We start from the raw sequence: 19,229 nt of genomic DNA on the forward strand, positions 1-19,229 counted from the left end.
GCCAATTTGCGGCCCAACTGCAACATCGATTGCCCGCATGACGGCGCCAGCCAACATCAACCTGTTACACGCCCTGTCTATGGCAGGGCGATGCCGCATGGAAACCCGATCTTCATGACAAATTCACCGCTTCAAGCGATGAGGTCGGCCCGCCATTTGCCTTTCACCGTGATTTTCGACCATTGTGCCGGGAGACACCTTTTTCCCGTCCAGTTCGTCGCGGAATGGTGATGGCGCATAGGATCAAGAAGCAATTTCAGGACAACTCTCAGGGGACTTCGTGATGACATTCCAACGCTCAACTCTCAAGAAACTGGCTTTCTCGACCTTCCTGCTGACGCTGCCGCTCAATGCCGCCTTCGCGCAGGACACCGCCGTCGCCGATCGCCTCAAGGCGGCGCTTGCCGCCCAGGGCGTCGACATCTCCTGGACCGGGGTGAGTGGCGACGAGTCCAACATGGTGCTGCAGGGCGTGGCCGTGAAGCCGGCCGGCGAGAAGGAGCCGCTGACCATCGGCGACGTCAAGCTCGAAGGCGTCAGCGAAGCCGATGGCGGCTATGACATCGAAACCGTCTCGACCGCGGCCCTCGAGCACAGCAAGGACGGCGTCACGCTGTCGCTCAGCCCGTTCGTGATCCATGACATGACGGTGCCGGCCGAAGGCGCCACTGGCCCGCTCGGCTCGCTGATGATGTACAAGTCGGCCGAGCTCTCCAACATGACGGTCAAGGTTGCCGACAAGACCGCCTTCTCGATGGACGGACTTGCCATCGAGGTCAGCCCGCCGGAGGACGGCAAGGCGATGGAATTTTCCGGCACGACGGAAAAGTTCAATGCCGACCTGACCCTGGTCGAAGACCCCAAGTCCAAGGAGGCCATCGAAGCGCTCGGATACCAGAACATTTCGGGCAATATCGACATCGCCGGCACGTGGCAGCCGGCGGACGGCAAGATGGAGCTGTCGAAATACGACATTGCGGTCGACAATGCCGGCAAGCTCGGCATGACCTTCGGCCTCGGCGGCTATACGCTCGACTTCATCAAGTCGCTGCAGGAGATGCAGAAGAAGATGGCCGCGCAGCCCGAAGGCGCCGACAATTCGGCGCAGGGCATGGCCATGCTCGGCCTGTTGCAGCAGCTTTCGTTCAACAGCGCCTCGATCCGCTTCGACGACGATTCGCTGACCAACAAGGTGCTGGACTATGTTGGAAAGCAGCAGGGCATGTCGGGCAAGGACATCGCCAATCAGGCCAAGGCGATCGTGCCGTTCGGCATGGCCCAGCTCAACAATCCTGAGCTGACGGCCGAGGTAACGGCTGCGGTCGGCAAATATCTCGACGATCCGAAGAGTCTGGAGATTTCGGCCGAGCCACCGGCTGCGGTGCCGTTCGCGCTGATCATGGCCGGAGCGATGTCGAACCCGCTCGACCTGCCGAAGACGCTTGGCGTCAAGGTCAAGGCGAACGAGGACTGATCGGACTAGCTGCCTTCTCCCCGTGATACGGGGAGAAGGTGCCGGCAGGCGGATGAGGGGCAGCGCCGACGCCTGCAAATATGAAATTCAGTTTCTGACCCGATTGCCTGTCAGAAGGCTTCAGCTGCCACGACCGCTCGCAAATCACCGACGTCCGCGCTGCCCCTCATTGTCCTGCCGGACATTTCTCCCCGTATAGAGACGGGGAGAAAGAGCAGTTGCAACGCTGCCGTCAGTCCTTCTTTGCCACGGCGACGCGCAGCGACAGTTCGCGCAATTGCTGCGGCGTGGCTTCCGCGGGCGCGTTCATCAGAAGGTCGTAGGCCTGCTGGTTCATCGGGAACATGGTGACCTCGCGCAGGTTCTTGGCGCCGACCAAGAGCATCACGATGCGGTCGATGCCGGCCGCCATGCCGCCATGCGGCGGCGCACCATACTGGAAGGCGCGATAGAGGCCGCCGAAGCGCTCCTCGACGGTGGCGCGGTCGAGTCCGACCGTCTCGAAGGCCTTGACCATGGTCTCCGGCAGATGGTTGCGGATGCCGCCGGAGGCGATCTCGAAGCCGTTGCAGACCATGTCGTACTGGAACGCCTTGATGCCGAGCAGATCCTCGCCGCCCAGCGCCTCGATGCCGCCCTGCGGCATGGAGAACGGATTGTGGGCGAAGTCGATCTTCTTCTCTTCCTCGTTCCATTCGAAGAACGGGAAGTCGACGATCCAGCAAAGCTCGAAACGGTCGCGGTCGACGAGGTTCAGTTCCTCGCCGGCGCGGGTGCGCGCGGCACCGGCGAAGGAGACGAATTTCTTCGGGTCGCCGGCGACGAAGAAGGCGGCGTCGCCGTCGGCCAAGCCAAGCTGCTGGCGGACCGCCTCGGTGCGCACCTCGCCGATGTTCTTGGCGATCGGACCGGCGCCTTCGAGCTTGTCGCCTTCCTTGCGCCAGAAGATGTAGCCGAGGCCCGGCTGGCCCTCGCCCTGCGCCCACGAATTCATGCGGTCGCAGAAGGCGCGGCTGCCGCCGGTCTTGGCCGGAATGGCCCAGACCTCGGCCTTCGGATCATTGGCCAGGATGTTGGCGAACACCTTGAAGCCGGACTCGCGGAAATGATCCGATACGGCCTGCATCTCGATCGGGTTGCGCAGGTCCGGCTTGTCGGTGCCGTAGGTGCGCATCGCCTCGTCATAGGGGATGCGGCGGAATTTCTGCGTCACCGGCTTGCCGGCGGCGAAGCTCTCGAACACTTCGCGAAGCACCGGCTCCATGGTCGACAGCACATCGTCCTGCTCGACGAAGCTCATTTCGAGGTCGAGCTGGTAGAATTCGCCGGGCAGACGGTCGGCGCGCGGATCCTCGTCGCGGAAGCACGGCGCGATCTGGAAATAGCGGTCGAAGCCCGAGACCATGATCAGCTGCTTGTACTGCTGCGGCGCCTGCGGCAGGGCGTAGAAGGTGCCGGGATGGATGCGCGACGGCACCAGGAAGTCGCGCGCGCCTTCGGGCGAGGACGCGGTCAGGATCGGCGTCGAGAATTCGGTGAAGCCGACCTCGCCCATGCGCTTGCGCATCTCGGCGATGACCTTTGTGCGCGCCACGATGTTCCTGTGCAGCGTCTCGCGGCGCAGGTCGAGGAAGCGGTATTTAAGGCGGATGTCTTCCGGGTAGTCAGGCTCGCCGAACACCGGCAGCGGCAGTTCCTTGGCCGCCGACAGCACCTCGATCTCGCGCGCGAAAATCTCGATCTCGCCGGTCGGCAGGTTGGCGTTCACCGTCTCCGGCAGGCGCGCCTTGACCTCGCCGTCGACGCGGATGACCCATTCGCCGCGCACGGTCTCGGCGATCTTGAAGGCCGGCGAATCCGGATCGGCGACGATCTGGGTCAGGCCGTAATGGTCGCGCAGGTCGATGAACAGTAGGCCGCCATGGTCGCGCACGCGATGCACCCAGCCCGACAGCCGAACGGAATTTCCGACGTCGCTCTTTCTCAATTGGGCACAGGTATGGCTGCGGTAACGATGCATTGTCATGGATGAAGTCCGGATGCTGATTGCGGACCGAAGGCCCGCCTCGAAAATTGGCGCGAAAAGCGCATGGGAGGCCGGTTTTGTCAAGGCAAGCGGTCACGCGGTAGTGTCTCGGTTGAAATTGCAGAGCCGGTTGACAAAGGCCGCAGGCGGTCGCTCCATTAGATGTTCCTAAGATGGAGGCAGCGATGGCGTACACGTATCGGTGCAAGGACTATCCCGGGATGGAAGCCTGTCCGGGGAGGTTTACGGCAGAAAGCGCGGAAGAAGTCATGCAGCACGTTGAGCTTCACGCGAAGTCCGCGCATGGGGAAGACCCAAGCCAGTGGTCCACAGAGGATCGGCAACAACTACAAGCGATGATGATCGCCAGCTAGTTTTTGGACTGAGACGCCACCAGCCACACAGGCGTGCCGCTTTGGCCTCTCACGCGAAATGGATTTCAGCACCCTGGCGTTCGAAATCGGCGAGGATCGCGGCCGGCGCGGTCTTTTCGACCACCAGATGGCGGATCGCTTCGGGCTTGGCGACGCGGTAGGGCGCCGCTGTCGCCAGCTTGTCGTTGGTGACGGCGATGACAAGGCCGGCGCTGTTCCTGGCCATAGCGCGCTTCACCTCGGCCTCGGCCGAATCGAAGGCCGTCACGCCGCGCGCGGCGTCGAGGCCGCAGGAGCCCAGGAAACATAGATCGGCGCCAAGCTGCGAGACGGCCGCCAGCGTATCGGCGCCGACGCAGGTTCCGAGGTCGCGGACGAACCTGCCGCCGAGCACGATCAACGCGACCGACGGATGATCGGACAGCGCCGAGGCGACATCCAGCGAATTGGTGGCGATGGTCAGCTCGAGCTCGCGCGGAATGGCCCTGGCTATCGCCGCGTTGGTGGTGCCGCCATCTATGAACAGACTCTGTCCGGCGGAAAGCAGCCTCACTGCCGCGCTCGCCAGCCGCATCTTCTCCTCGACCGCGTGCCCGCTGCGCTGGCTGACTGTTGCCGCGGCCAAAGGTGCCGATGCGACCGCGCCGCCATAGACGCGGCGGCACTTGCCCGCTTTCGCCAGCTCCCTGAGATCGCGGCGGACCGTATCCTCGGAAACGCCGAAGTGGCTCGCCAGTTCTCCGGCCAGCACCCTCCCCTCGGCCGCAAGACGGTCGCGGATGATCTGCTGTCGTTGATCGGTCAGCATTGCATGATCCTGTTTTTGTTCTGCACGTTCTTGCATGTTTTGCACGTTTGTGCAAGGAGTGAGCCTTGTCGGACTGCTGGACAAGCCAGCCGTCGACCCACTTTCATTGAAAGCACCACGATGCGTTTTGGTCTCAGCCTTGCCCCTCAACACCGCGTCTATGCCGGGTTCGCGATCTATTCCTTCGCCATGGGCAACATCTTCCCGCGGCTCCCCGACATCAAGCGCGCCATGGAGATCGAGGACGGCACGCTCGGGCTCAGCCTGATCGGAACGCCGATCGGCACCTTGACGGCGCTGACGCTGGCGGCGCCGGTGCTTGAACGCGTCGGCTTCCGCCGCGCGCTGCTCGGCTTGGTGCCGCTCATCGCGCTCGCCTATGCCATCGCGGTGCACGCGCCGGGACCGCTTGCGCTGTTCCTGATGCTGCTTCCGGTCGGCCTTATGATCGGCAGCGTCGAGATCATTCTCAACGTCGAGGCTGACAGGACCGAGTTCCTGCTCGGACGCCGGATCATGAACCGGGCGCACTCGTTCTGGAGCATGGGCTTCTTCGGTGCCGGGCTGTTCGGCGGCGCGCTCGCGCATCTCGGACTGTCGCCACAACTCCATCTCGCCGTCGTCGTGCCGATGGTGGGCCTGTCGATGATGCTCTTTCTCGGTGGCTACGAGCCGGCGCCCGCCCGTCAAACCGGCACCGGCGATGCCGCGCCCATGTTCGCGCGGCCGACATTGCCGATCCTGGTCCTCGTCGCGGTGACACTGTCGGCGATGCTGCTGGAAGGCGCCAGTATCGACTGGTCGGCGATCTACATGCGCACCGTGTTCGACACGGGTCCCTTCGTCGCCGGCTGCACGGTGGCGCTGTTTGCGTTTTCGCAGGCGACGACGCGCTTCTTCGCCGACAGTTTCGTCGACCGCCATTCGCCAAGCGGCGTGGCACGCGTGCTGCTGGCGACAATGGCCGCGGGCGTGCTCATCGTCTTTTTCTCGCCTGCGCCGGCTGTCTCGATGCTGGGTTTTGCGCTTCTGGGCATCGGCACAAGCGCCATCTTCCCGCTGGCGATCTCCGCCGCCGCGCAGCGCACGGACCGCTCCGCGGCGATTAACGTCGCGGCGTTGTCGCAGATCTCCTTCGTCGCCTTCCTGCTCGGCCCGCCGCTGCTCGGCTTCGTCTCGGATCATTGGGGCATCCGCTCGGCCTTCGGCATCGGCATCCCGTTCATCGTGCTCAGCCTGCTGACCGCCGGCTCGCTTGGCCGGCGGCCGGCCAAGTCGGCCGCGCCGGCGGACGAAGCGCCCGATCCGGCGCGGAAGATGCTGCCGCAAGCCGGCGAGGCGTGAGCGGCACTTCCGTTGTCAGCCGATGCGCTCGCACACGTGTGGCGCGTCGCGGCTGCCACCCTTTACAGCGATGCGACAGCCCCGATTCCCCGGCGGACCGCCTCGCGGTAAGCCAGGTCGGCCGCCACCATGTCCTCCATGGCAACGCCCATTGCCTTGTAGACGGTGATCTGGTCGGCGCTAACCCGGCCCGGCCGCGCCCCGAGCAGTATATCGCCAAGTTCGGCTCCGGTTTCCGGATCGATGCCAGCCAGTTCACAGGAACCGACCGGCGTCGGGGCAAATGCATCGCTTGTCTCGACGAAAAGGCTGGCCTTGCCGACAAGCTCGACCGGCAATTCGCCACCGGGTGGCGCGACGCCGACCGACGAGACATGCGTGCCGGGCCGCACCCATTGGGCCGAAATCACCGGCTCAAAGGAATGCGTTGCCAGGCAGACAACATCCGACGAGCGCACCGCGGCCTCGATATCGCTGACGGCAACAATACCCGGATGTAGCGCCGCAAGCGCCTGCGCATCCGCGAACTCCTTCGAGACAATGCGGATCTCGGCGAAGTCGCGGACCAGTGGCAGAAGGCGCAGGTGCTGGCCGGCCTGGACGCCGGCGCCCACCACAGTCGCGACCTTGACGTCGCGCCGGGCCAGTTCGCGCACCGAGAGCACGGCCGAGCCGGAAGTGCGCACGGCGGTGATGTAGGTGCCATCCATGACGCAGACCGGCAATCCCGTCTGCGGGTCGAACAGATGGATGGTGGCGAGATGGCTTGGGATGCCTCTGGCGATATTGCCCTCGAATACGTTGACGATCTTCACCGTCAGATGCATGCCCGCCATCCAGGCCGGCATCGCCGGCGAATAGCCGGCCTGCGGAATGTCGAGCTGGGGCCGCGCCGGATTGACGACCTTGCCGCCAGACAGCGCCTGGAAGCCGTCCGCCAGTACGTCGAGAAGCCGGCGGAGGTCGATGCAGGCTTTCACCTCGGCCTCGCTCAATATGCGCACCGGCGTGTCACCCTTGGCGTGGGCGTTGCGGTAGTTCGAAATGGCTGATGTCATGGGGTCTTGCCCTGGTCTGGTTGAGTTGCCCATGAACGATATTGCCACCTGACAGCGTGATGAAATATGCTGTTTTGACCATTTCCGCGTGACTATCACGCAATACTTGGCCAAAAAGTGTGAGTACTGAAATGGACGATCTCGACCGTATCGACCGCTCGTTGCTGCGTTTGTTGCAGGAGGATGGCCGCCGCACCACGCTCGACCTCGCCCGCCGGGTCGGGCTGTCGCCGACGGGCGCCTCGCAGCGCATCAGGCGGCTGTTCAGCGAAGGCTTCATCCGGGCGGTGCGGGCCGTCCTCGACCCGGCCAAGATCGGCAAGGCGCAACTTGTCTTCATCGAGGTTCGGCTCGACCATACAGCGCCGCATGTCTTCGACCGCTTCGCCGAGGCTGTGTTGCGGGCGCCCGAGATCATCGAATGCCACATGGTGGTTGGCGGCTTCGACTACCTGGTCAAGGCGCGCATCGCCGACATGGCAATGTTCCAGGATTTCCTGCAGCGGGTCATCCTGCCGCTGCCGGGGGTCCGGGAAACGCACACCTACGCTTCGATCGCCAATGTGAAACCCGACGCCTTGTTGCCGATCTGAATTGGCGCAGAGGCACGCGTTCCAAGACGCTTGTCATTCCGTGACCGCAATCGACGCCTCTCCGCGCTGAAACTCCAGCGAGAGCGCCGCGGGTCGCCACTGGCCCGCTGCTCTCCCGGAATTGCCGCTGGCATTGGCGGTGGCGATGGTCCAAGAAGGATCCCCAACATGTGATTGCCTTCCCCTCATGTCCTCGATCCGCCCGCTTATCCCGCTCCTCATTGCCGCCGGTATCCTGCTCGGCGGCAATGGACTGCAGGGCACGCTGATCGCGCTGCGCGGCGCGCAGGAGGGCTTTTCCGCCCCCGTCATCGGCCTTATGGGCACTTTCTATTTCGCCGGCTTCCTGCTCGGCTGCCTGGCCGTTACCCGCATCCTGAAGGCAGTCGGCCATGTCAGGACCTTCTCGGCGCTCGCCGCCACCGCCTCGGCCGGCACGCTGCTGCTTGTGCTGGTCATCGATCCTATCATGTGGTGCGCGGTGCGCTTTGCCGGCGGGTTCTGCTTCGCCGGCCTGTTCACCGTGATGGAAGCCTGGCTCAACTCCGGCGTCACCAACAAGGACCGCGCGCGCGTGCTTGCCATCTACCGCATGGTCGACATCGGCTCGGTCACCAGCGCGCAGTTCCTGATCCCGATCTTCGGCGCCGGCGGCTTTGCCATCTTCGCCATCATGTCGATGATGATCACGCTGTCGCTGGTGCCGGTCTCGCTCGGCGACCGCTCCAACCCGACGCCGCCGGAAGACGTCAAGCTCGACCTGCCGCGCGTCTGGCGCATCTCGCCGCTCGGCTCGATCGGCTGCATCGCGGTCGGCGTCACCAATAGCGCCTTCCGCACGCTCTCGCCCGTCTATGCCGAGCAGATCGGCATGTCGGTCGCCGATGTCGTGACCTTCGTCAGCGTCGGCATCTTCGGCGGCGCTCTCATCCAGTATCCGCTCGGCTATCTCTCCGACCGCCGGGACCGGCGCTCGGTGCTGCTGGCGACAACCTGCTGCGCCATGGTGGCGGCATTGGCACTGGTGTTCGTGGCCGGCGCCGACCCATTCCTCAACTTCGTCATCGTCTTCATCTTCGGCAGTTTCGCCATGCCGCTCTTTTCGCTGTCCGCGGCGCATGCCAACGACCGCGCCGACAAGGGCGAGTTCGTGCTGATCAACGCGGCGCTGATGCTGTTCTACTCCTTCGGCGCCATCGGCGGCCCGTTCGCGGCCTCGGCGGCGATGCAATATTTCGGACCGGGCGCCCTGTTTGTGTTCAGCGCCGTCGTCTATGCGGTGCTGATCCTCGTCATCCTCTACCGCATGCAGGTGCGCTCCGGCGTGCCGGCCGACAGACGCAGCCCTTTCACCGCGCTCTTGCGCACATCGACGGTGTTCGCGCGGCTGGCGCGGCGCAGCGGCGATTCCGATGGATCGAGCGAGCCATGACCTTGCGGCGGCTTGACGAAAGCGCCCGCGGCTGAAATTGAAAGGGACCTAATTTGTTCTTAAAAGCGATTTGATGCACGTCATCACCACCCAAGCTGAGCTCGAGAGCGCCATCGCCGCGTTCGAAAAGTCGGAATTCGTCACCGTCGATACCGAGTTCATCCGCGAGACGACATTTTGGCCGATCCTGTGCCTGATCCAGATGGCCTCGCCCGGCCTGACCGCGCTGATCGACCCGCTCGCGCCCGACATCGACCTGAAACCGTTCTTCCGGCTGATGGCCAACGAGGCCGTGGTCAAGGTCTTCCACGCCGCGCGCCAGGACATCGAAATCATCGTCCATCTCGGCGATCTCATGCCGCACCCGGTGTTCGACACCCAGGTGGCGGCGATGGTCTGCGGCTTCGGCGACAGCGTCTCCTACGACCAGCTGGTGCAGCGCATCACCGGTGCCCGGCTCGACAAATCCTCGCGTTTCACTGACTGGCGCCACCGGCCGCTCTCCGACAAGCAGCTCGACTACGCGCTCGCCGACGTGACCCATCTGATTGAGGTCTACAGGAAGCTCAGCGCCGAGCTCAAGCGCGAGAACCGCGCCCATTGGCTCAACGAGGAAATGGAGGTGCTGACCTCGCGCCAGACCTACGATCCGCACCCCGAGGATGCCTGGAAGCGTCTGAAGATGCGGCTGCGCAAGCCGCAGGAGCTGGCGATCGTGCAGGCGGTCGCCGCCTGGCGCGAACGCGAGGCGCGCGAGCGCGACGTGCCGCGCGGCCGGGTGCTGAAGGACGATGCCATCTATGAGATCGCGCAGCAGGCGCCGCGCGATTCCACCGCGCTCGGCCGGCTGCGCACCACGCCGAAAGGTTGGGAGCGCTCGGCGACCGCAACGGCGCTGCTGGGCGCCGTCACCACCGCGCTTGCCCTGCCCAGGGAGGCGATGCCGAAGCTGCCGAAGACGTTCCAGCCGCCCGAAGGTTCGAGTGCCGCGGCGGAGCTGCTCAAGGTGCTCTTGCGCATGATCGCCGAAAAGGAAGGCGTCGCCTCGAAGGTGCTCGCCTCCAGCGACGATATCGACCGCATCGCGGCCGAGGGCGAGGATGCCGATGTGCCGGCTCTTCAGGGCTGGCGGCGGGCGGTGTTCGGCGAACAGGCGCTGAAGCTGGTGCGCGGCGAGATCGGCATTAAGTTCGACAAGCGCAAGATTGCGCTGTTCGACCTGTAGCATCTTCCCTTCTCCCCAAGATGGATCGCCGCGCAGCGCCGAGACGGATGGCTGGAAGAAATGCGATGTAGCAAAATCGAGCGATTTTAAGCACTTGCGTCGCCAGCGCCTCACTCCGTCCGACACCCTCATCCGACCGAGCCTTGCTCGGTCACCTTCTCCCACAAGGGGAGAAAGTGAGCCAAGGTCGATTCAGCCCGCCCCAAGAAGGTGCAACGCGAACAACACCCAGGCCAGCAGTAGAACCACCGCGCCGAAGAAGAAGACGGAGCTGCGGTGGCGCAGGTTGTTGCTGCTGAGATGCACCCAGGCGTGGGCATAGCGCGACAGGATGAATATCCACGCCAGCGTAAGCGTCAAATAGTTGACGCCGTTGGTCACGAACAGCGCCAGGCACAGCGCGTGAAACAGCACCGGCAATTCGAACTGATTGATCAGATTGTTGGCGACGGTGACGCAGGAGGCCGGCTCGGTGGTGCGGACCTTGTACTGGCCGACCTTTGCCTCGCCTGACTTGACGGCAAAGTACCGGCGCCGGGCCATCACGAGATAGACAATATAGACCAGCAGAACATGCGCCAGCATCGGCCAGAAGATCGCGGTCTGGCTCACGGCCGCTCGCCGCCCTGCCCGGCCTGCCGCTGATCCGCCAGGTAGAAGACCGCAATGACTCCCACCGGGATCCCCAGCAGCGCGAATTTGGTGACGGTCAGGGCCGAAGCGAAGGCGAGCGAATCGGGATTGGCCGACTGGAAATCGGACAGCAGCCGCGCCACGGCGAGATTCTGCGCGTAGTCGGCCAGCGTATAGGGCAGCACGAGCACGAGGGCCAACAGCGACTGGGCGGGGGCGGCCATCGTCCGGAATTTGGCCAGCCGGCGCCCGGTGACCAGGAGGAGGCTGAGCAGGGTCAGCGACAGGAGCGCCGGGAACAGGAGGTCGAAGGTCAGATAGTGCCAAACGAGGATGATCTCGCCGCCGCGCCGGCCAAGCGCGGTGAGCCAGGCCATGCCTTCATCCGGGGTGAAGCCGGCAAGGCGCATGTCGAGCGACGGCAGTCCGCCGCTCAAGCGGCGGAAATAGAAGAATTCCAGCAGGGTCATGGCGACAAAGACCGCCAGCGTGACGAACGAGAGCGCTGCGGTGTGGCGCGACAGCCGAAGCGCTGTCGCCGTCAGGTTGCGCCAAAGCCTGTAACGATCCCGTTGATCAGGCTCGGCGGCCTGATCAAATTCCGCCCGGATAGTTCGGGCTTTCGCGGGTGATCGTGACGTCATGGGCGTGGCTTTCACGAAGTCCGGCGTTGGATATGCGCACAAAGGTGGCGCGTTCGCGGAAATCGGCAAGATCGCGGCCACCGACATAACCCATAGCGGCTTTCAGGCCGCCTGCAAGCTGGTGCAGCACGCCAGCCACAGGTCCTTTGTAGGGAACCTGCCCTTCGATGCCTTCCGGGACCAGTTTCAGCGTGTCGCGGACCTCGGCCTGGAAGTAGCGATCGGCCGAGCCGCGCGCCATGGCGCCGACCGAGCCCATGCCGCGATAGGCCTTAAACGAGCGGCCCTGGTGCAGATAGACCTCGCCCGGGCTCTCGTCGGTGCCGGCCAGCAGCGAGCCGATCATGGCGGCGCCGGCGCCGGCGGCGAGCGCCTTGGCGAGATCGCCCGAATATTTGATGCCGCCGTCGGCAATCACCGTCACGCCCTTTTTGTGCGCCGTCTCGACCGCCGACATGATCGCCGAAAGCTGCGGCACGCCGACGCCGGCGACGATTCGCGTGGTGCAGATCGAGCCTGGACCGATGCCGACCTTGACGGCGTCGGCGCCGGCGTCGATCAGCGCCTGCGTGCCTTCCGCAGTGGCTACGTTGCCGGCCAGGATGCGCACCGAATTCGAAAGCTTCTTCGCCCGGGTCACCGCGTCCAGCACGCGCTGCGAGTGGCCGTGCGCGGTGTCGATGACCAGAAGATCGACGCCGGCATCGATGAGGCGTTCGGCACGCTCGAAGCCGTCATCGCCGACGCTGGTGGCGGCGGCGGCGCGTAGCCGTCCCTGCGCATCCTTGGTGGCGTGCGGGTTGAGCTGCGACTTCTCGATGTCCTTGACGGTGATCAGGCCGACGCAATTGCCCTTCCTGTCGACGACGACCAGCTTCTCGATGCGGTGCTTGTGCAAGAGCCGCTTGGCCTCGTCCTGGTCGACATTCTCCTTCACCGTGATCAGGTTCTCGCGGGTCATCAACTCATAGACCTTCTGCGAGGGATCGGAAGCGAAACGCACGTCTCGGTTGGTCAGGATGCCGACCAGCCGGCCGACCGTATGGCCGCCGGTGCCGCCGTTCTCGACCACCGGAATGCCCGAAATCGAGTAGGTGCGCATCAGCGCCAGCGCGTCGGCGAGCGTGGCGTCCGGACCGATGGTGACGGGATTCACCACCATGCCGGATTCGAACTTCTTCACCTGGCGGACCTGCTCTGCCTGCTCGGCCGGCGAGAAATTGCGGTGGATGACGCCGATGCCGCCGGCCTGGGCCATGGCGATAGCGAGCCGGGCCTCGGTGACGGTGTCCATGGCGGCCGACAGGATCGGCACGTTGAGGTCGATGTCGCCGGCGATGCGGGTGCGGATGTCGGTCTCGCCGGGCATGACCTCGGAATGACCGGGCTGCAGCAGCACGTCGTCAAAGGTCAGCGCCAGCGCGCCGGTGGACGTTTCGATGATTTTTGCCATGGCCAGTCCTTCGAACACGAAAAAGCCTGGGGAATACAAAAAAGCGCTGGACCGTTATGGACAGCGCCGACTCGTTTCTTCCCTTTCAGGATTGGCGCTGGCTGGTAACACGTCGCGATGACATTGAAAAGACGATGATTGCATGTCATCGCAAGTGCTGGGTTGCCCCTGATGGCGGCCACGAAGGACTGCGGTCGCATGACCTGATCGCAATTGCCCGCTTTTTGGGTGGCGGCGGCACAGCGATCAGAACCGGTGAATGCTCGATCTCTTCGCCGGCGCGGGCGGGTGCTCGACGGGGCACCCTGTTACATTTTGATCTAGGGTTGCGTCGGAACGTTGATTGGCTCGACTGACCTGATGCCGATGACATATGGCCACCAGGGGTTGCGGTCGCGCAAAAGTGACAGCAATTTAATGCGACACTCGGGCCAATGCGTGATAACCGCCCGGGCATGCCGGCTCGCCCCCAAGCCAGGCTCCAGATTCGTGAAGACAAATCAGGGCGTTCCCTTGAACCGCATCATCCCGCTCATCCTGGCGGTCGCACTTTTCATGGAGAACATGGATTCGACCGTGATCGCGACGTCGCTGCCGGCGATCGCCGTCGACATCCACACCAGCCCGATCGCGCTCAAGCTGGCGCTGACCGCCTATCTGGTGTCACTGGCGATCTTCATTCCGATCAGCGGCTGGATGGCGGACCGGTTCGGCGCCAAGAACGTCTTTCGCGCCGCGATCGGCGTCTTCATCGTCGGCTCGGTGGCTTGCGCCATATCCAATTCACTGCCGGCCTTTGTCGTCTCGCGCTTCCTGCAAGGTATCGGCGGCGCGATGATGACTCCGGTCGGCCGCCTGGTGCTGGTACGCGCCACGCCGAAGAGCGAGCTGGTCGCGGCGATGTCCTGGCTGACCGTGCCGGCCCTGGTCGGACCGCTCGTCGGTCCACCGATCGGCGGCTTCATCACCACCTACTTCACCTGGCACTGGATCTTCCTGATCAATGTGCCAATCGGGCTTATCGGCATCTGGCTCGCCACCCGCTTCCTGCCGGAGACCGAGCCCGCCGAGACGCCGCCGCTGGATTTCCCCGGCTTCGTGCTGAGCGGGCTTGCGGCATCGGGCGTCGTTTTCGGCCTGTCGGTGGTCAGCCTGCCGGCCTTGCCGCCGATCGCCGGCTTCATCACCGTGGCGGTCGGGCTGGTGTCGGGCGTGCTCTATCTTCTGCATGCCAGGCGCGCTGAAAATCCGCTGCTTGCGCTGGATCTGTTCCGCAACCAGGTGTTCCGCTCCTCGGTGCTCGGGAGCTCGCTGTTTCGCATCGGCATCGGCGCGGTGCCGTTCCTTTTGCCGCTGATGTTCCAGATCGGTTTCGGGCTGACGCCATTCCAGTCGGGCATGATCACCTTCGTTTCGGCGATCGGCGCCATCGGCGTGAAATTCGTCACCGCGCTGATCTTCAGGCTTGCCGGCTTCCGCCGGGTGCTTATTTCGGGCTCGCTGATCGCGGCCGGGTCGATCGCCATCTATGGGCTGTTCACCCCCGAAACGCCCTATGCGCTGATGCTTGTCATATTGCTGGTTGGCGGCTTCATCCGCTCGATGTTCTTCACCGGCGTCAACGCGCTCTCCTATGCCGAGGTGTCGGCCGAAGATACCAGCAAGGCAACGCCGATCACGGCGGTGTTCCAGCAGCTGTCGATCGCGCTCGGCGTGGCGCTGGCCGGCGGTATCCTGGAAGTCTCGACGTCGATTCATGGCGGGCCGCTGACACTCAGCGACTTCCATGTCGCCTTTTTCATCGTGGCGGCGGTGTCGGCGGTGGCTTCGCTGACGTTCATGCGGCTGGCGTCCGATGCCGGCAACGCCGTGTCGGGGCATGGCAGGCTGGCAACACCGAAGACGCTGGAACCGGCGAGGTCGCCGGGGGAGTGAAGCGCCACTCCTTCTCCCCCTGTGGGAGAAGGTGGATCGGCGCGCGGCGCCGAGACGGTTGAGGGGTGCGCCACGGATCGCCGTCTTTGCCAAGCCGGATTACCCCTCATCCGGACCGCTGCGCGGCCACCTTCTCCCACAGGGGAGAGGGGAAAGGCGCTAGCCCTTAAAATCCTTCGCCAGCAGATAGAGCTCCACCGATTCATCCCGCGAGGCCGGCGGCTTGACGTGGTGGACCGAGCGGAAGTTCTGCTTCAACACAGACAGCAGCTCGTTCTCCGCACCGCCCTGGAAAGTCTTGGCGAGGAAGTGCCCGCCGGGCTTCAACACCGAGAGCGCGAAATCGGCGGCCACTTCGCACAGATGCATGGTACGCAGGTGATCGGTGCGGCGATGGCCCGTGGTGGGCGCCGCCATGTCCGACAGGACGACGTCCGGCTGGCCGCCAAGCGCCTCCGACAGCTTCTGCGGCGCCTCGGGGTCGAGGAAATCCATCAGCAGCACCGGGGCGCCCGGCACGGCGTCCATTTCCAGATAGTCGATGCCGACGACATGCGGGTTCTCCGCCGTCGACTTCGTCCGCGCGGCCGCCACCTGGCACCAGCCCCCGGGGGCGGCGCCGAGGTCGATCACCTTCATGCCCGGCTTCAGCAGATGGTGCTTGTCGTCGATCTCGATCAGTTTGTAGGCAGCGCGGGATCTGAATCCGTCCGCTTTCGAGCGCTGCACATAGGGATCATTCATGTGGCGCTCGAGCCAGCGGCGCGAGGATTCCTTCAGGCCGCTCTTCTTCTTGATCCGGGTCTTCAGCACCCGAATGCCGCCACCCGGCTTTTCCGGCTTCCTTGCCATTAGCGACCCCGCCCGTCGCTGCGCCAGACGCCGTCATCGGCCATCAGCTCACTCAAGATGCCCTCGCGCAGGCCCCGGTCGGCGACGCGCAGCCTCTCTGACGGCCAGACTCCGCGGATCGCCTCCAGGATGGCACAGCCGGCGAGCACGAGATCGGCGCGGTCGGCGCCGATGCAAGGGTTGGCGACACGCTGCTGAAAATCCCAGCCGACCAGTTTCTCGACCATGCGGTCGACGCTCTGCCGGTCCATCCACAGGCCGTCGACCCGGCGGCGGTCATAGCGCTCAAGTTCGAGATGGACGCCGGCGAGCGTCGTCACCGTGCCCGAGGTGCCGAGCAAGTGGAATTTCGGACTGGCGAGAACATGCGCGAGCCGGTCGCGTCCATCGAAGGACTTCAGCCGCGCCGCCACGTCCTCGACCATTGCGGCGAAGGTCTTGCGCGTCACCGTGCGGCCGCCGAAGCGCTCGGCCAGCGAAACGACGCCGACGGGCAACGATGTCCAGGAGACGATGTGGTTGGCGAGCCGCGGCGAGCGATGGCCGGTAAGGTCGATCAGCGCAATCTCGGAGGAGCCGCCGCCGATATCGAACAGCACCACGCCCTGCGTGTCACGCTCGACCAGCGAGCCGCAGCCCGATACCGCCAGCCTGGCCTCGGTCTGGCGGTCGATGATCTCCAGCTTCAGCCCCGACTCGCGCTCGACACGATCGAGGAACTCGACACCGTTTTCGGCCGCGCGGCAGGCTTCCGTCGCGATCAGCCGCGCCTTCCTGATCTTGCGGTTGCGCAATTTCTCGCCGCACACCTTGAGCGCCTCGACGGCGCGGTCCATCGCCGCCTGACCAAGCCGACCGGTTGCGGTCAGCCCCTCGCCCAGCCTGACGATGCGCGAGAAGGCGTCGATGACGCGGAACTGGCCGTGGCGCGTCGGCACTGCAACCAGCAGGCGGCAGTTGTTGGTGCCAAGATCGAGCGCGGCGAAGACAGGCAGTTCCTGCTGCGGCGGGCGCGGCCCGCTTTGCATCGGCCTGCCCTGTGCGGCGGGCGGAGGCGGCGGGACTGGCGCTGGCAGCGGCTGCCCGGCTGGCGCACTGGCGGCGGGCGCCGATTGCCCCGCAGTCGCGGCATGATTGTCGTCGCGGGCGAAAACCTTGCGCCCACGCCTGCGTTTGCGGCGCTTGCGGCTCTTGCTTTTCTGCTGCTGGGCGTCGCCCGGGGCATGCCTGCCGCCCGGCCCCGCATGGCGATCATGATGCCGCCCCGCGGATGGGCCCGCCGAATCGGGCGGCGAAGCCCTGGACACGCCCACTTCCGGCGCGCGAGCGCCGGTGTCGTGGTCTTCCACTGTCGTTCCTTCCGGCACCGCGCGAACCGGGAACGGACGCAGCAGGCGCTTTTATTGTTTCAAGTTGCCGCCAGACTAACAGCGCCACGCGGGATCACCAAGAGCGCATGCGGCGAATTTTGCCGATGCCGCGGCTGCGACGGCTTCGCAGTTGAATAGCCGGCTTCAATCAGGCATGTCTCAAAAGAGGGACCGAGAGGGCCGGGCAACATCAACCAATGAGCCGCAACGCATGATGGCAACGCCATGAACTGGAGGCGTTATTTCTGGCCGGTCGTCGGCATCGCGGCGGTGGTGTTCTCGCTGTGGCTGCTCATCCACGAACTGCGCGGCATCTCGCTCGACGACGTTTGGGCCGGCATCGTCGCGATCCCCGCGCGCGGCTGGATATTGGCGGCGCTGAGCTCGGTGATCGCCTACGCTTCGCTTGCCGGTTACGATCACATCGCGTTGCTCCACATCGGCAAGAAAGTGTCGTGGCTGTTCGTCACCTTCTGCTCCTTCACAACCTACGCGCTGTCGCACAACATTGGCGGCTCGGTAATCTCGGGCGCCGTGATCCGCTATCGCGCCTACGGCACCAGGGGGCTGACCGGTCAGGATGTCGGCGTTCTCGTGGCGATCTGCTGGATCACCTTCGTGCTGTCCAGCATCTTCCTCGGCGGGCTCGTGCTGGTGCTGGAGCCCGAGGTCATCGACCGTTTCTCAGGCGTGCCACATCACCGGGCGGCGAGTGCCGCCGGGCTAGCCATGCTGATTCTGGTCGGCGCCTACATCTTCGGCAGCTGGCTGCACCTGAAGCCGCTCAGGATCGGCGGCTTCCAGCTGCACTATCCGGCGCTGCCCATCGTGGCGCGGCAGTTGCTGATCGGTCCGGTCGAACTGCTTGCCGCCACGGCAATCATCTTCTTTGCCCTGCCGGCCACCGGCAATCCCGGCTATTTCGTCATCCTCGGCGTGTTCCTGGTATCCTTCTCGGTGGCACAAATCTCGCACGCGCCGGGCGGGCTCGGCGTCTTCGAGGTGGTCTTCCTCGCCGGCCTCTCGCACATGGACCCGGTCGGCGTGCTGGCCGCGCTCCTGGTGTTTCGCCTGTTCTACCTGATTATCCCACTGCTGATTGCGCTTGGCGTGGTGCTGTTCTTCGAGCATTCGCAGCTTGGCCGCAGCGAGAGCTGAGCCGGGCTTCCCAGCCACTCCCAGCAAGAGTGAGCAAAAGCTGCGATTGAAACGCGGCGCGGGGTTGACTATTTTCCGGCGGCGGCTACAAGGCAGCGCTCGCGGCGCTTGAGCCGCCCGCTTCGCACGGTTACCGACCGCGCCTGCTGGGGAATAGGTTAACGGTAGACCCACGGACTCTGACTCCGTTAGTCCTGGTTCGAATCCAGGTTCCCCAGCCACTTGAAATCATTGACAAATTCGGATTTTTAGGCGCAGCGGCGAGAATGGCCGCGTACCCATGGCGTACCCACTTTTTGGCATACCCCGGTTCGTGCTATTGGACGGCCATGCCCGCCCCCCGCTTCCAGCAGATGATCGAGCAGCTTCACGCGACCGGCCTGACCTGCAGGCAGATCGCCGAGGCCGCGAAGTTGTCGCACTCGACGGTGCACCGGCTGGCGACCGGCGAGGCGCGCGCGCCCGCCTACTCGACGGTTCGCCAGATCGAGCGGCTGTTCGCCGCAAAAAACTTTGCTTCGAAAGAGGGCGACCGATGAGCCTGCGCCAGATGGTGGCCGATTTGCGCCAGTGGGGCATCGACACCGGGATGATCGCGGCGGGCCTGCGCTGCGGGCGCACCAGCGTCCTCAACCTCGCCCGCATGGACGACGCAGGCGGCAGCGCCGAGCTGGTCGCCAAGCTCGAACGGCTGTGGCGGCGTCACCGTATCACCAGCGGCGCGCAGGACGACAGGGGCGCTACGGGTTGAGAGCGAGCGACTTGCCGCCGCCTTTGTCGCTTTGAGTGAGGGTTACGAGCGGACTCCTCACTGCCTCCTCGTCGGGGCTGGGCGCTACAAACGTAGCGG

At 64.7% G+C, this 19,229-nt stretch carries 19 protein-coding genes and 1 tRNA gene; 12 read left to right on the forward strand and 8 right to left on the reverse strand.

The genetic code is table 11. The features are described 5' to 3' along the window. Window positions 1-283: 283 nt before the first annotated feature. On the forward strand, window positions 284-1,474 hold the full coding sequence (locus EJ073_RS06380) for a hypothetical protein (RefSeq protein ID WP_126054976.1): 1,191 nt from the start codon (window positions 284-286) through the stop codon (window positions 1,472-1,474). A 232-nt stretch (window positions 1,475-1,706) separates the two neighbouring features. Here the strand turns inward: EJ073_RS06380 and aspS are convergent, their stop codons facing one another. Further along, a complete protein-coding gene (gene aspS / locus EJ073_RS06385; RefSeq protein WP_190233863.1) occupies window positions 1,707-3,494 on the reverse strand; it encodes an aspartate--tRNA ligase in 1,788 nt (595 codons plus the stop codon). A gap of 227 nt (window positions 3,495-3,721) precedes the next feature. On the opposite strand from aspS, the gene EJ073_RS06390 reads away from it, so the two are divergent. Beyond that, window positions 3,722-3,874 carry a DUF1059 domain-containing protein gene (locus EJ073_RS06390; RefSeq protein WP_245455686.1) on the forward strand — a complete coding sequence of 51 codons (153 nt, stop codon included), beginning with the start codon at window positions 3,722-3,724 and terminating at the stop codon, window positions 3,872-3,874. A gap of 49 nt (window positions 3,875-3,923) precedes the next feature. On the opposite strand, the gene EJ073_RS06395 is transcribed toward EJ073_RS06390, so the two are convergent. After that, window positions 3,924-4,682 carry a DeoR/GlpR family DNA-binding transcription regulator gene (locus EJ073_RS06395; protein ID WP_126054979.1) on the reverse strand — a complete coding sequence of 253 codons (759 nt, stop codon included), beginning with the start codon at window positions 4,680-4,682 and terminating at the stop codon, window positions 3,924-3,926. A 120-nt stretch (window positions 4,683-4,802) separates the two neighbouring features. Here EJ073_RS06395 and EJ073_RS06400 point away from each other — a divergent pair, with 120 nt between their 5' ends. Further along, window positions 4,803-6,026, forward strand: a complete 1,224-nt coding sequence (locus EJ073_RS06400; protein WP_126054980.1) for an MFS transporter — start codon at window positions 4,803-4,805, stop codon at window positions 6,024-6,026. Window positions 6,027-6,088: 62 nt separating this feature from the next. On the opposite strand, the gene EJ073_RS06405 is transcribed toward EJ073_RS06400, so the two are convergent. Then, window positions 6,089-7,084, reverse strand: a complete 996-nt coding sequence (locus EJ073_RS06405) for an ornithine cyclodeaminase family protein (RefSeq protein WP_245455477.1) — start codon at window positions 7,082-7,084, stop codon at window positions 6,089-6,091. A gap of 131 nt (window positions 7,085-7,215) precedes the next feature. Between EJ073_RS06405 and EJ073_RS06410 the strand changes: the two genes are divergently transcribed. The 3 genes from EJ073_RS06410 (at window position 7,216) to rnd (ending at window position 10,334) form a co-directional block, all read left to right on the forward strand. Beyond that, entirely contained in the window at window positions 7,216-7,677 is a 462-nt protein-coding gene (locus EJ073_RS06410) for an Lrp/AsnC ligand binding domain-containing protein (RefSeq protein ID WP_126054981.1), read from the forward strand. Between the two features lie 187 nt (window positions 7,678-7,864). After that, on the forward strand, window positions 7,865-9,109 hold the full coding sequence (locus EJ073_RS06415; protein WP_126054982.1) for an MFS transporter: 1,245 nt from the start codon (window positions 7,865-7,867) through the stop codon (window positions 9,107-9,109). Window positions 9,110-9,182: 73 nt separating this feature from the next. Beyond that, window positions 9,183-10,334 (forward strand): ribonuclease D, encoded by a 1,152-nt coding sequence (rnd, locus tag EJ073_RS06420; protein WP_126054983.1) that lies wholly within the window; start codon window positions 9,183-9,185, stop codon window positions 10,332-10,334. A gap of 192 nt (window positions 10,335-10,526) precedes the next feature. Here rnd and EJ073_RS06425 read toward each other — a convergent pair whose 3' ends face one another. Genes EJ073_RS06425 through guaB form a run of 3 tightly spaced genes read right to left on the reverse strand, consistent with a single transcriptional unit; the run spans window position 10,527 to window position 13,064 of the window. Beyond that, window positions 10,527-10,946 carry an MAPEG family protein gene (locus EJ073_RS06425; protein ID WP_126054984.1) on the reverse strand — a complete coding sequence of 140 codons (420 nt, stop codon included), beginning with the start codon at window positions 10,944-10,946 and terminating at the stop codon, window positions 10,527-10,529. Continuing rightward, window positions 10,943-11,611: a hypothetical protein gene (locus EJ073_RS06430; protein WP_126054985.1), complete on the reverse strand. Its 669-nt coding sequence runs from the start codon at window positions 11,609-11,611 to the stop codon at window positions 10,943-10,945. The genes EJ073_RS06425 and EJ073_RS06430 overlap by 4 nt, the downstream gene beginning before the upstream one ends. After that, entirely contained in the window at window positions 11,562-13,064 is a 1,503-nt protein-coding gene (gene guaB / locus EJ073_RS06435) for an IMP dehydrogenase (RefSeq protein WP_126054986.1), read from the reverse strand. The genes EJ073_RS06430 and guaB overlap by 50 nt, the downstream gene beginning before the upstream one ends. Before the next feature lie 56 nt (window positions 13,065-13,120). Here guaB and EJ073_RS06440 point away from each other — a divergent pair, with 56 nt between their 5' ends. Together EJ073_RS06440 and EJ073_RS06445 are read left to right on the forward strand one after the other, a co-directional pair. Beyond that, a complete protein-coding gene (locus EJ073_RS06440; RefSeq protein ID WP_126054987.1) occupies window positions 13,121-13,420 on the forward strand; it encodes a hypothetical protein in 300 nt (99 codons plus the stop codon). A gap of 157 nt (window positions 13,421-13,577) precedes the next feature. Next, the gene (locus tag EJ073_RS06445; protein ID WP_126059093.1) at window positions 13,578-14,999 is read left to right on the forward strand and encodes an MFS transporter; all 1,422 of its coding nucleotides are present in this window, start codon (window positions 13,578-13,580) and stop codon (window positions 14,997-14,999) included. A 159-nt stretch (window positions 15,000-15,158) separates the two neighbouring features. On the opposite strand, the gene EJ073_RS06450 is transcribed toward EJ073_RS06445, so the two are convergent. Further along, window positions 15,159-15,851 carry an RlmE family RNA methyltransferase gene (locus EJ073_RS06450; protein ID WP_126054988.1) on the reverse strand — a complete coding sequence of 231 codons (693 nt, stop codon included), beginning with the start codon at window positions 15,849-15,851 and terminating at the stop codon, window positions 15,159-15,161. Then, the gene (locus EJ073_RS06455; protein WP_126054989.1) at window positions 15,851-17,200 is read right to left on the reverse strand and encodes a Ppx/GppA phosphatase family protein; all 1,350 of its coding nucleotides are present in this window, start codon (window positions 17,198-17,200) and stop codon (window positions 15,851-15,853) included. Before EJ073_RS06455 ends, EJ073_RS06450 begins: the two co-directional genes overlap by 1 nt. Window positions 17,201-17,446: 246 nt before the next feature. On the opposite strand from EJ073_RS06455, the gene EJ073_RS06460 reads away from it, so the two are divergent. The 4 genes from EJ073_RS06460 to EJ073_RS06475 all read left to right on the forward strand — a co-directional run bounded on the left by EJ073_RS06460 (window position 17,447) and on the right by EJ073_RS06475 (window position 19,130). Continuing rightward, window positions 17,447-18,379, forward strand: a complete 933-nt coding sequence (locus EJ073_RS06460) for a lysylphosphatidylglycerol synthase domain-containing protein (protein ID WP_126054990.1) — start codon at window positions 17,447-17,449, stop codon at window positions 18,377-18,379. Between the two features lie 147 nt (window positions 18,380-18,526). Beyond that, window positions 18,527-18,600, forward strand: a tRNA-Gln gene (locus tag EJ073_RS06465). Between the two features lie 132 nt (window positions 18,601-18,732). Beyond that, a complete protein-coding gene (locus EJ073_RS06470) occupies window positions 18,733-18,918 on the forward strand; it encodes a helix-turn-helix domain-containing protein (protein ID WP_127406369.1) in 186 nt (61 codons plus the stop codon). Then, window positions 18,915-19,130, forward strand: a complete 216-nt coding sequence (locus EJ073_RS06475; RefSeq protein ID WP_126054992.1) for a hypothetical protein — start codon at window positions 18,915-18,917, stop codon at window positions 19,128-19,130. The genes EJ073_RS06470 and EJ073_RS06475 overlap by 4 nt, the downstream gene beginning before the upstream one ends. Window positions 19,131-19,229: the final 99 nt, after the last annotated feature.

This window comes from Mesorhizobium sp. M4B.F.Ca.ET.058.02.1.1 (assembly GCF_003952505.1).
In the GTDB taxonomy this organism is placed as follows: Bacteria; Pseudomonadota; Alphaproteobacteria; order Rhizobiales; family Rhizobiaceae; genus Mesorhizobium.

Coding starts and splice junctions, on each gene's coding strand:
- EJ073_RS06380 (WP_126054976.1), top strand. CDS start 284: ATGACATTCCAACGCTCAACTCTCAAGAAACTGGCTTTCTCGACCTTC.
- aspS (WP_190233863.1), bottom strand. CDS start 3,494: ATGCATCGTTACCGCAGCCATACCTGTGCCCAATTGAGAAAGAGCGAC.
- EJ073_RS06390 (WP_245455686.1), top strand. CDS start 3,722: ATGGAAGCCTGTCCGGGGAGGTTTACGGCAGAAAGCGCGGAAGAAGTC.
- EJ073_RS06395 (WP_126054979.1), bottom strand. CDS start 4,682: ATGCTGACCGATCAACGACAGCAGATCATCCGCGACCGTCTTGCGGCC.
- EJ073_RS06400 (WP_126054980.1), top strand. CDS start 4,803: ATGCGTTTTGGTCTCAGCCTTGCCCCTCAACACCGCGTCTATGCCGGG.
- EJ073_RS06405 (WP_245455477.1), bottom strand. CDS start 7,084: ATGACATCAGCCATTTCGAACTACCGCAACGCCCACGCCAAGGGTGAC.
- EJ073_RS06410 (WP_126054981.1), top strand. CDS start 7,216: ATGGACGATCTCGACCGTATCGACCGCTCGTTGCTGCGTTTGTTGCAG.
- EJ073_RS06415 (WP_126054982.1), top strand. CDS start 7,865: ATGTCCTCGATCCGCCCGCTTATCCCGCTCCTCATTGCCGCCGGTATC.
- rnd (WP_126054983.1), top strand. CDS start 9,183: ATGCACGTCATCACCACCCAAGCTGAGCTCGAGAGCGCCATCGCCGCG.
- EJ073_RS06430 (WP_126054985.1), bottom strand. CDS start 11,611: ATGACGTCACGATCACCCGCGAAAGCCCGAACTATCCGGGCGGAATTT.
- guaB (WP_126054986.1), bottom strand. CDS start 13,064: ATGGCAAAAATCATCGAAACGTCCACCGGCGCGCTGGCGCTGACCTTT.
- EJ073_RS06440 (WP_126054987.1), top strand. CDS start 13,121: ATGGACAGCGCCGACTCGTTTCTTCCCTTTCAGGATTGGCGCTGGCTG.
- EJ073_RS06450 (WP_126054988.1), bottom strand. CDS start 15,851: ATGGCAAGGAAGCCGGAAAAGCCGGGTGGCGGCATTCGGGTGCTGAAG.
- EJ073_RS06460 (WP_126054990.1), top strand. CDS start 17,447: ATGAACTGGAGGCGTTATTTCTGGCCGGTCGTCGGCATCGCGGCGGTG.
- EJ073_RS06470 (WP_127406369.1), top strand. CDS start 18,733: ATGATCGAGCAGCTTCACGCGACCGGCCTGACCTGCAGGCAGATCGCC.
- EJ073_RS06475 (WP_126054992.1), top strand. CDS start 18,915: ATGAGCCTGCGCCAGATGGTGGCCGATTTGCGCCAGTGGGGCATCGAC.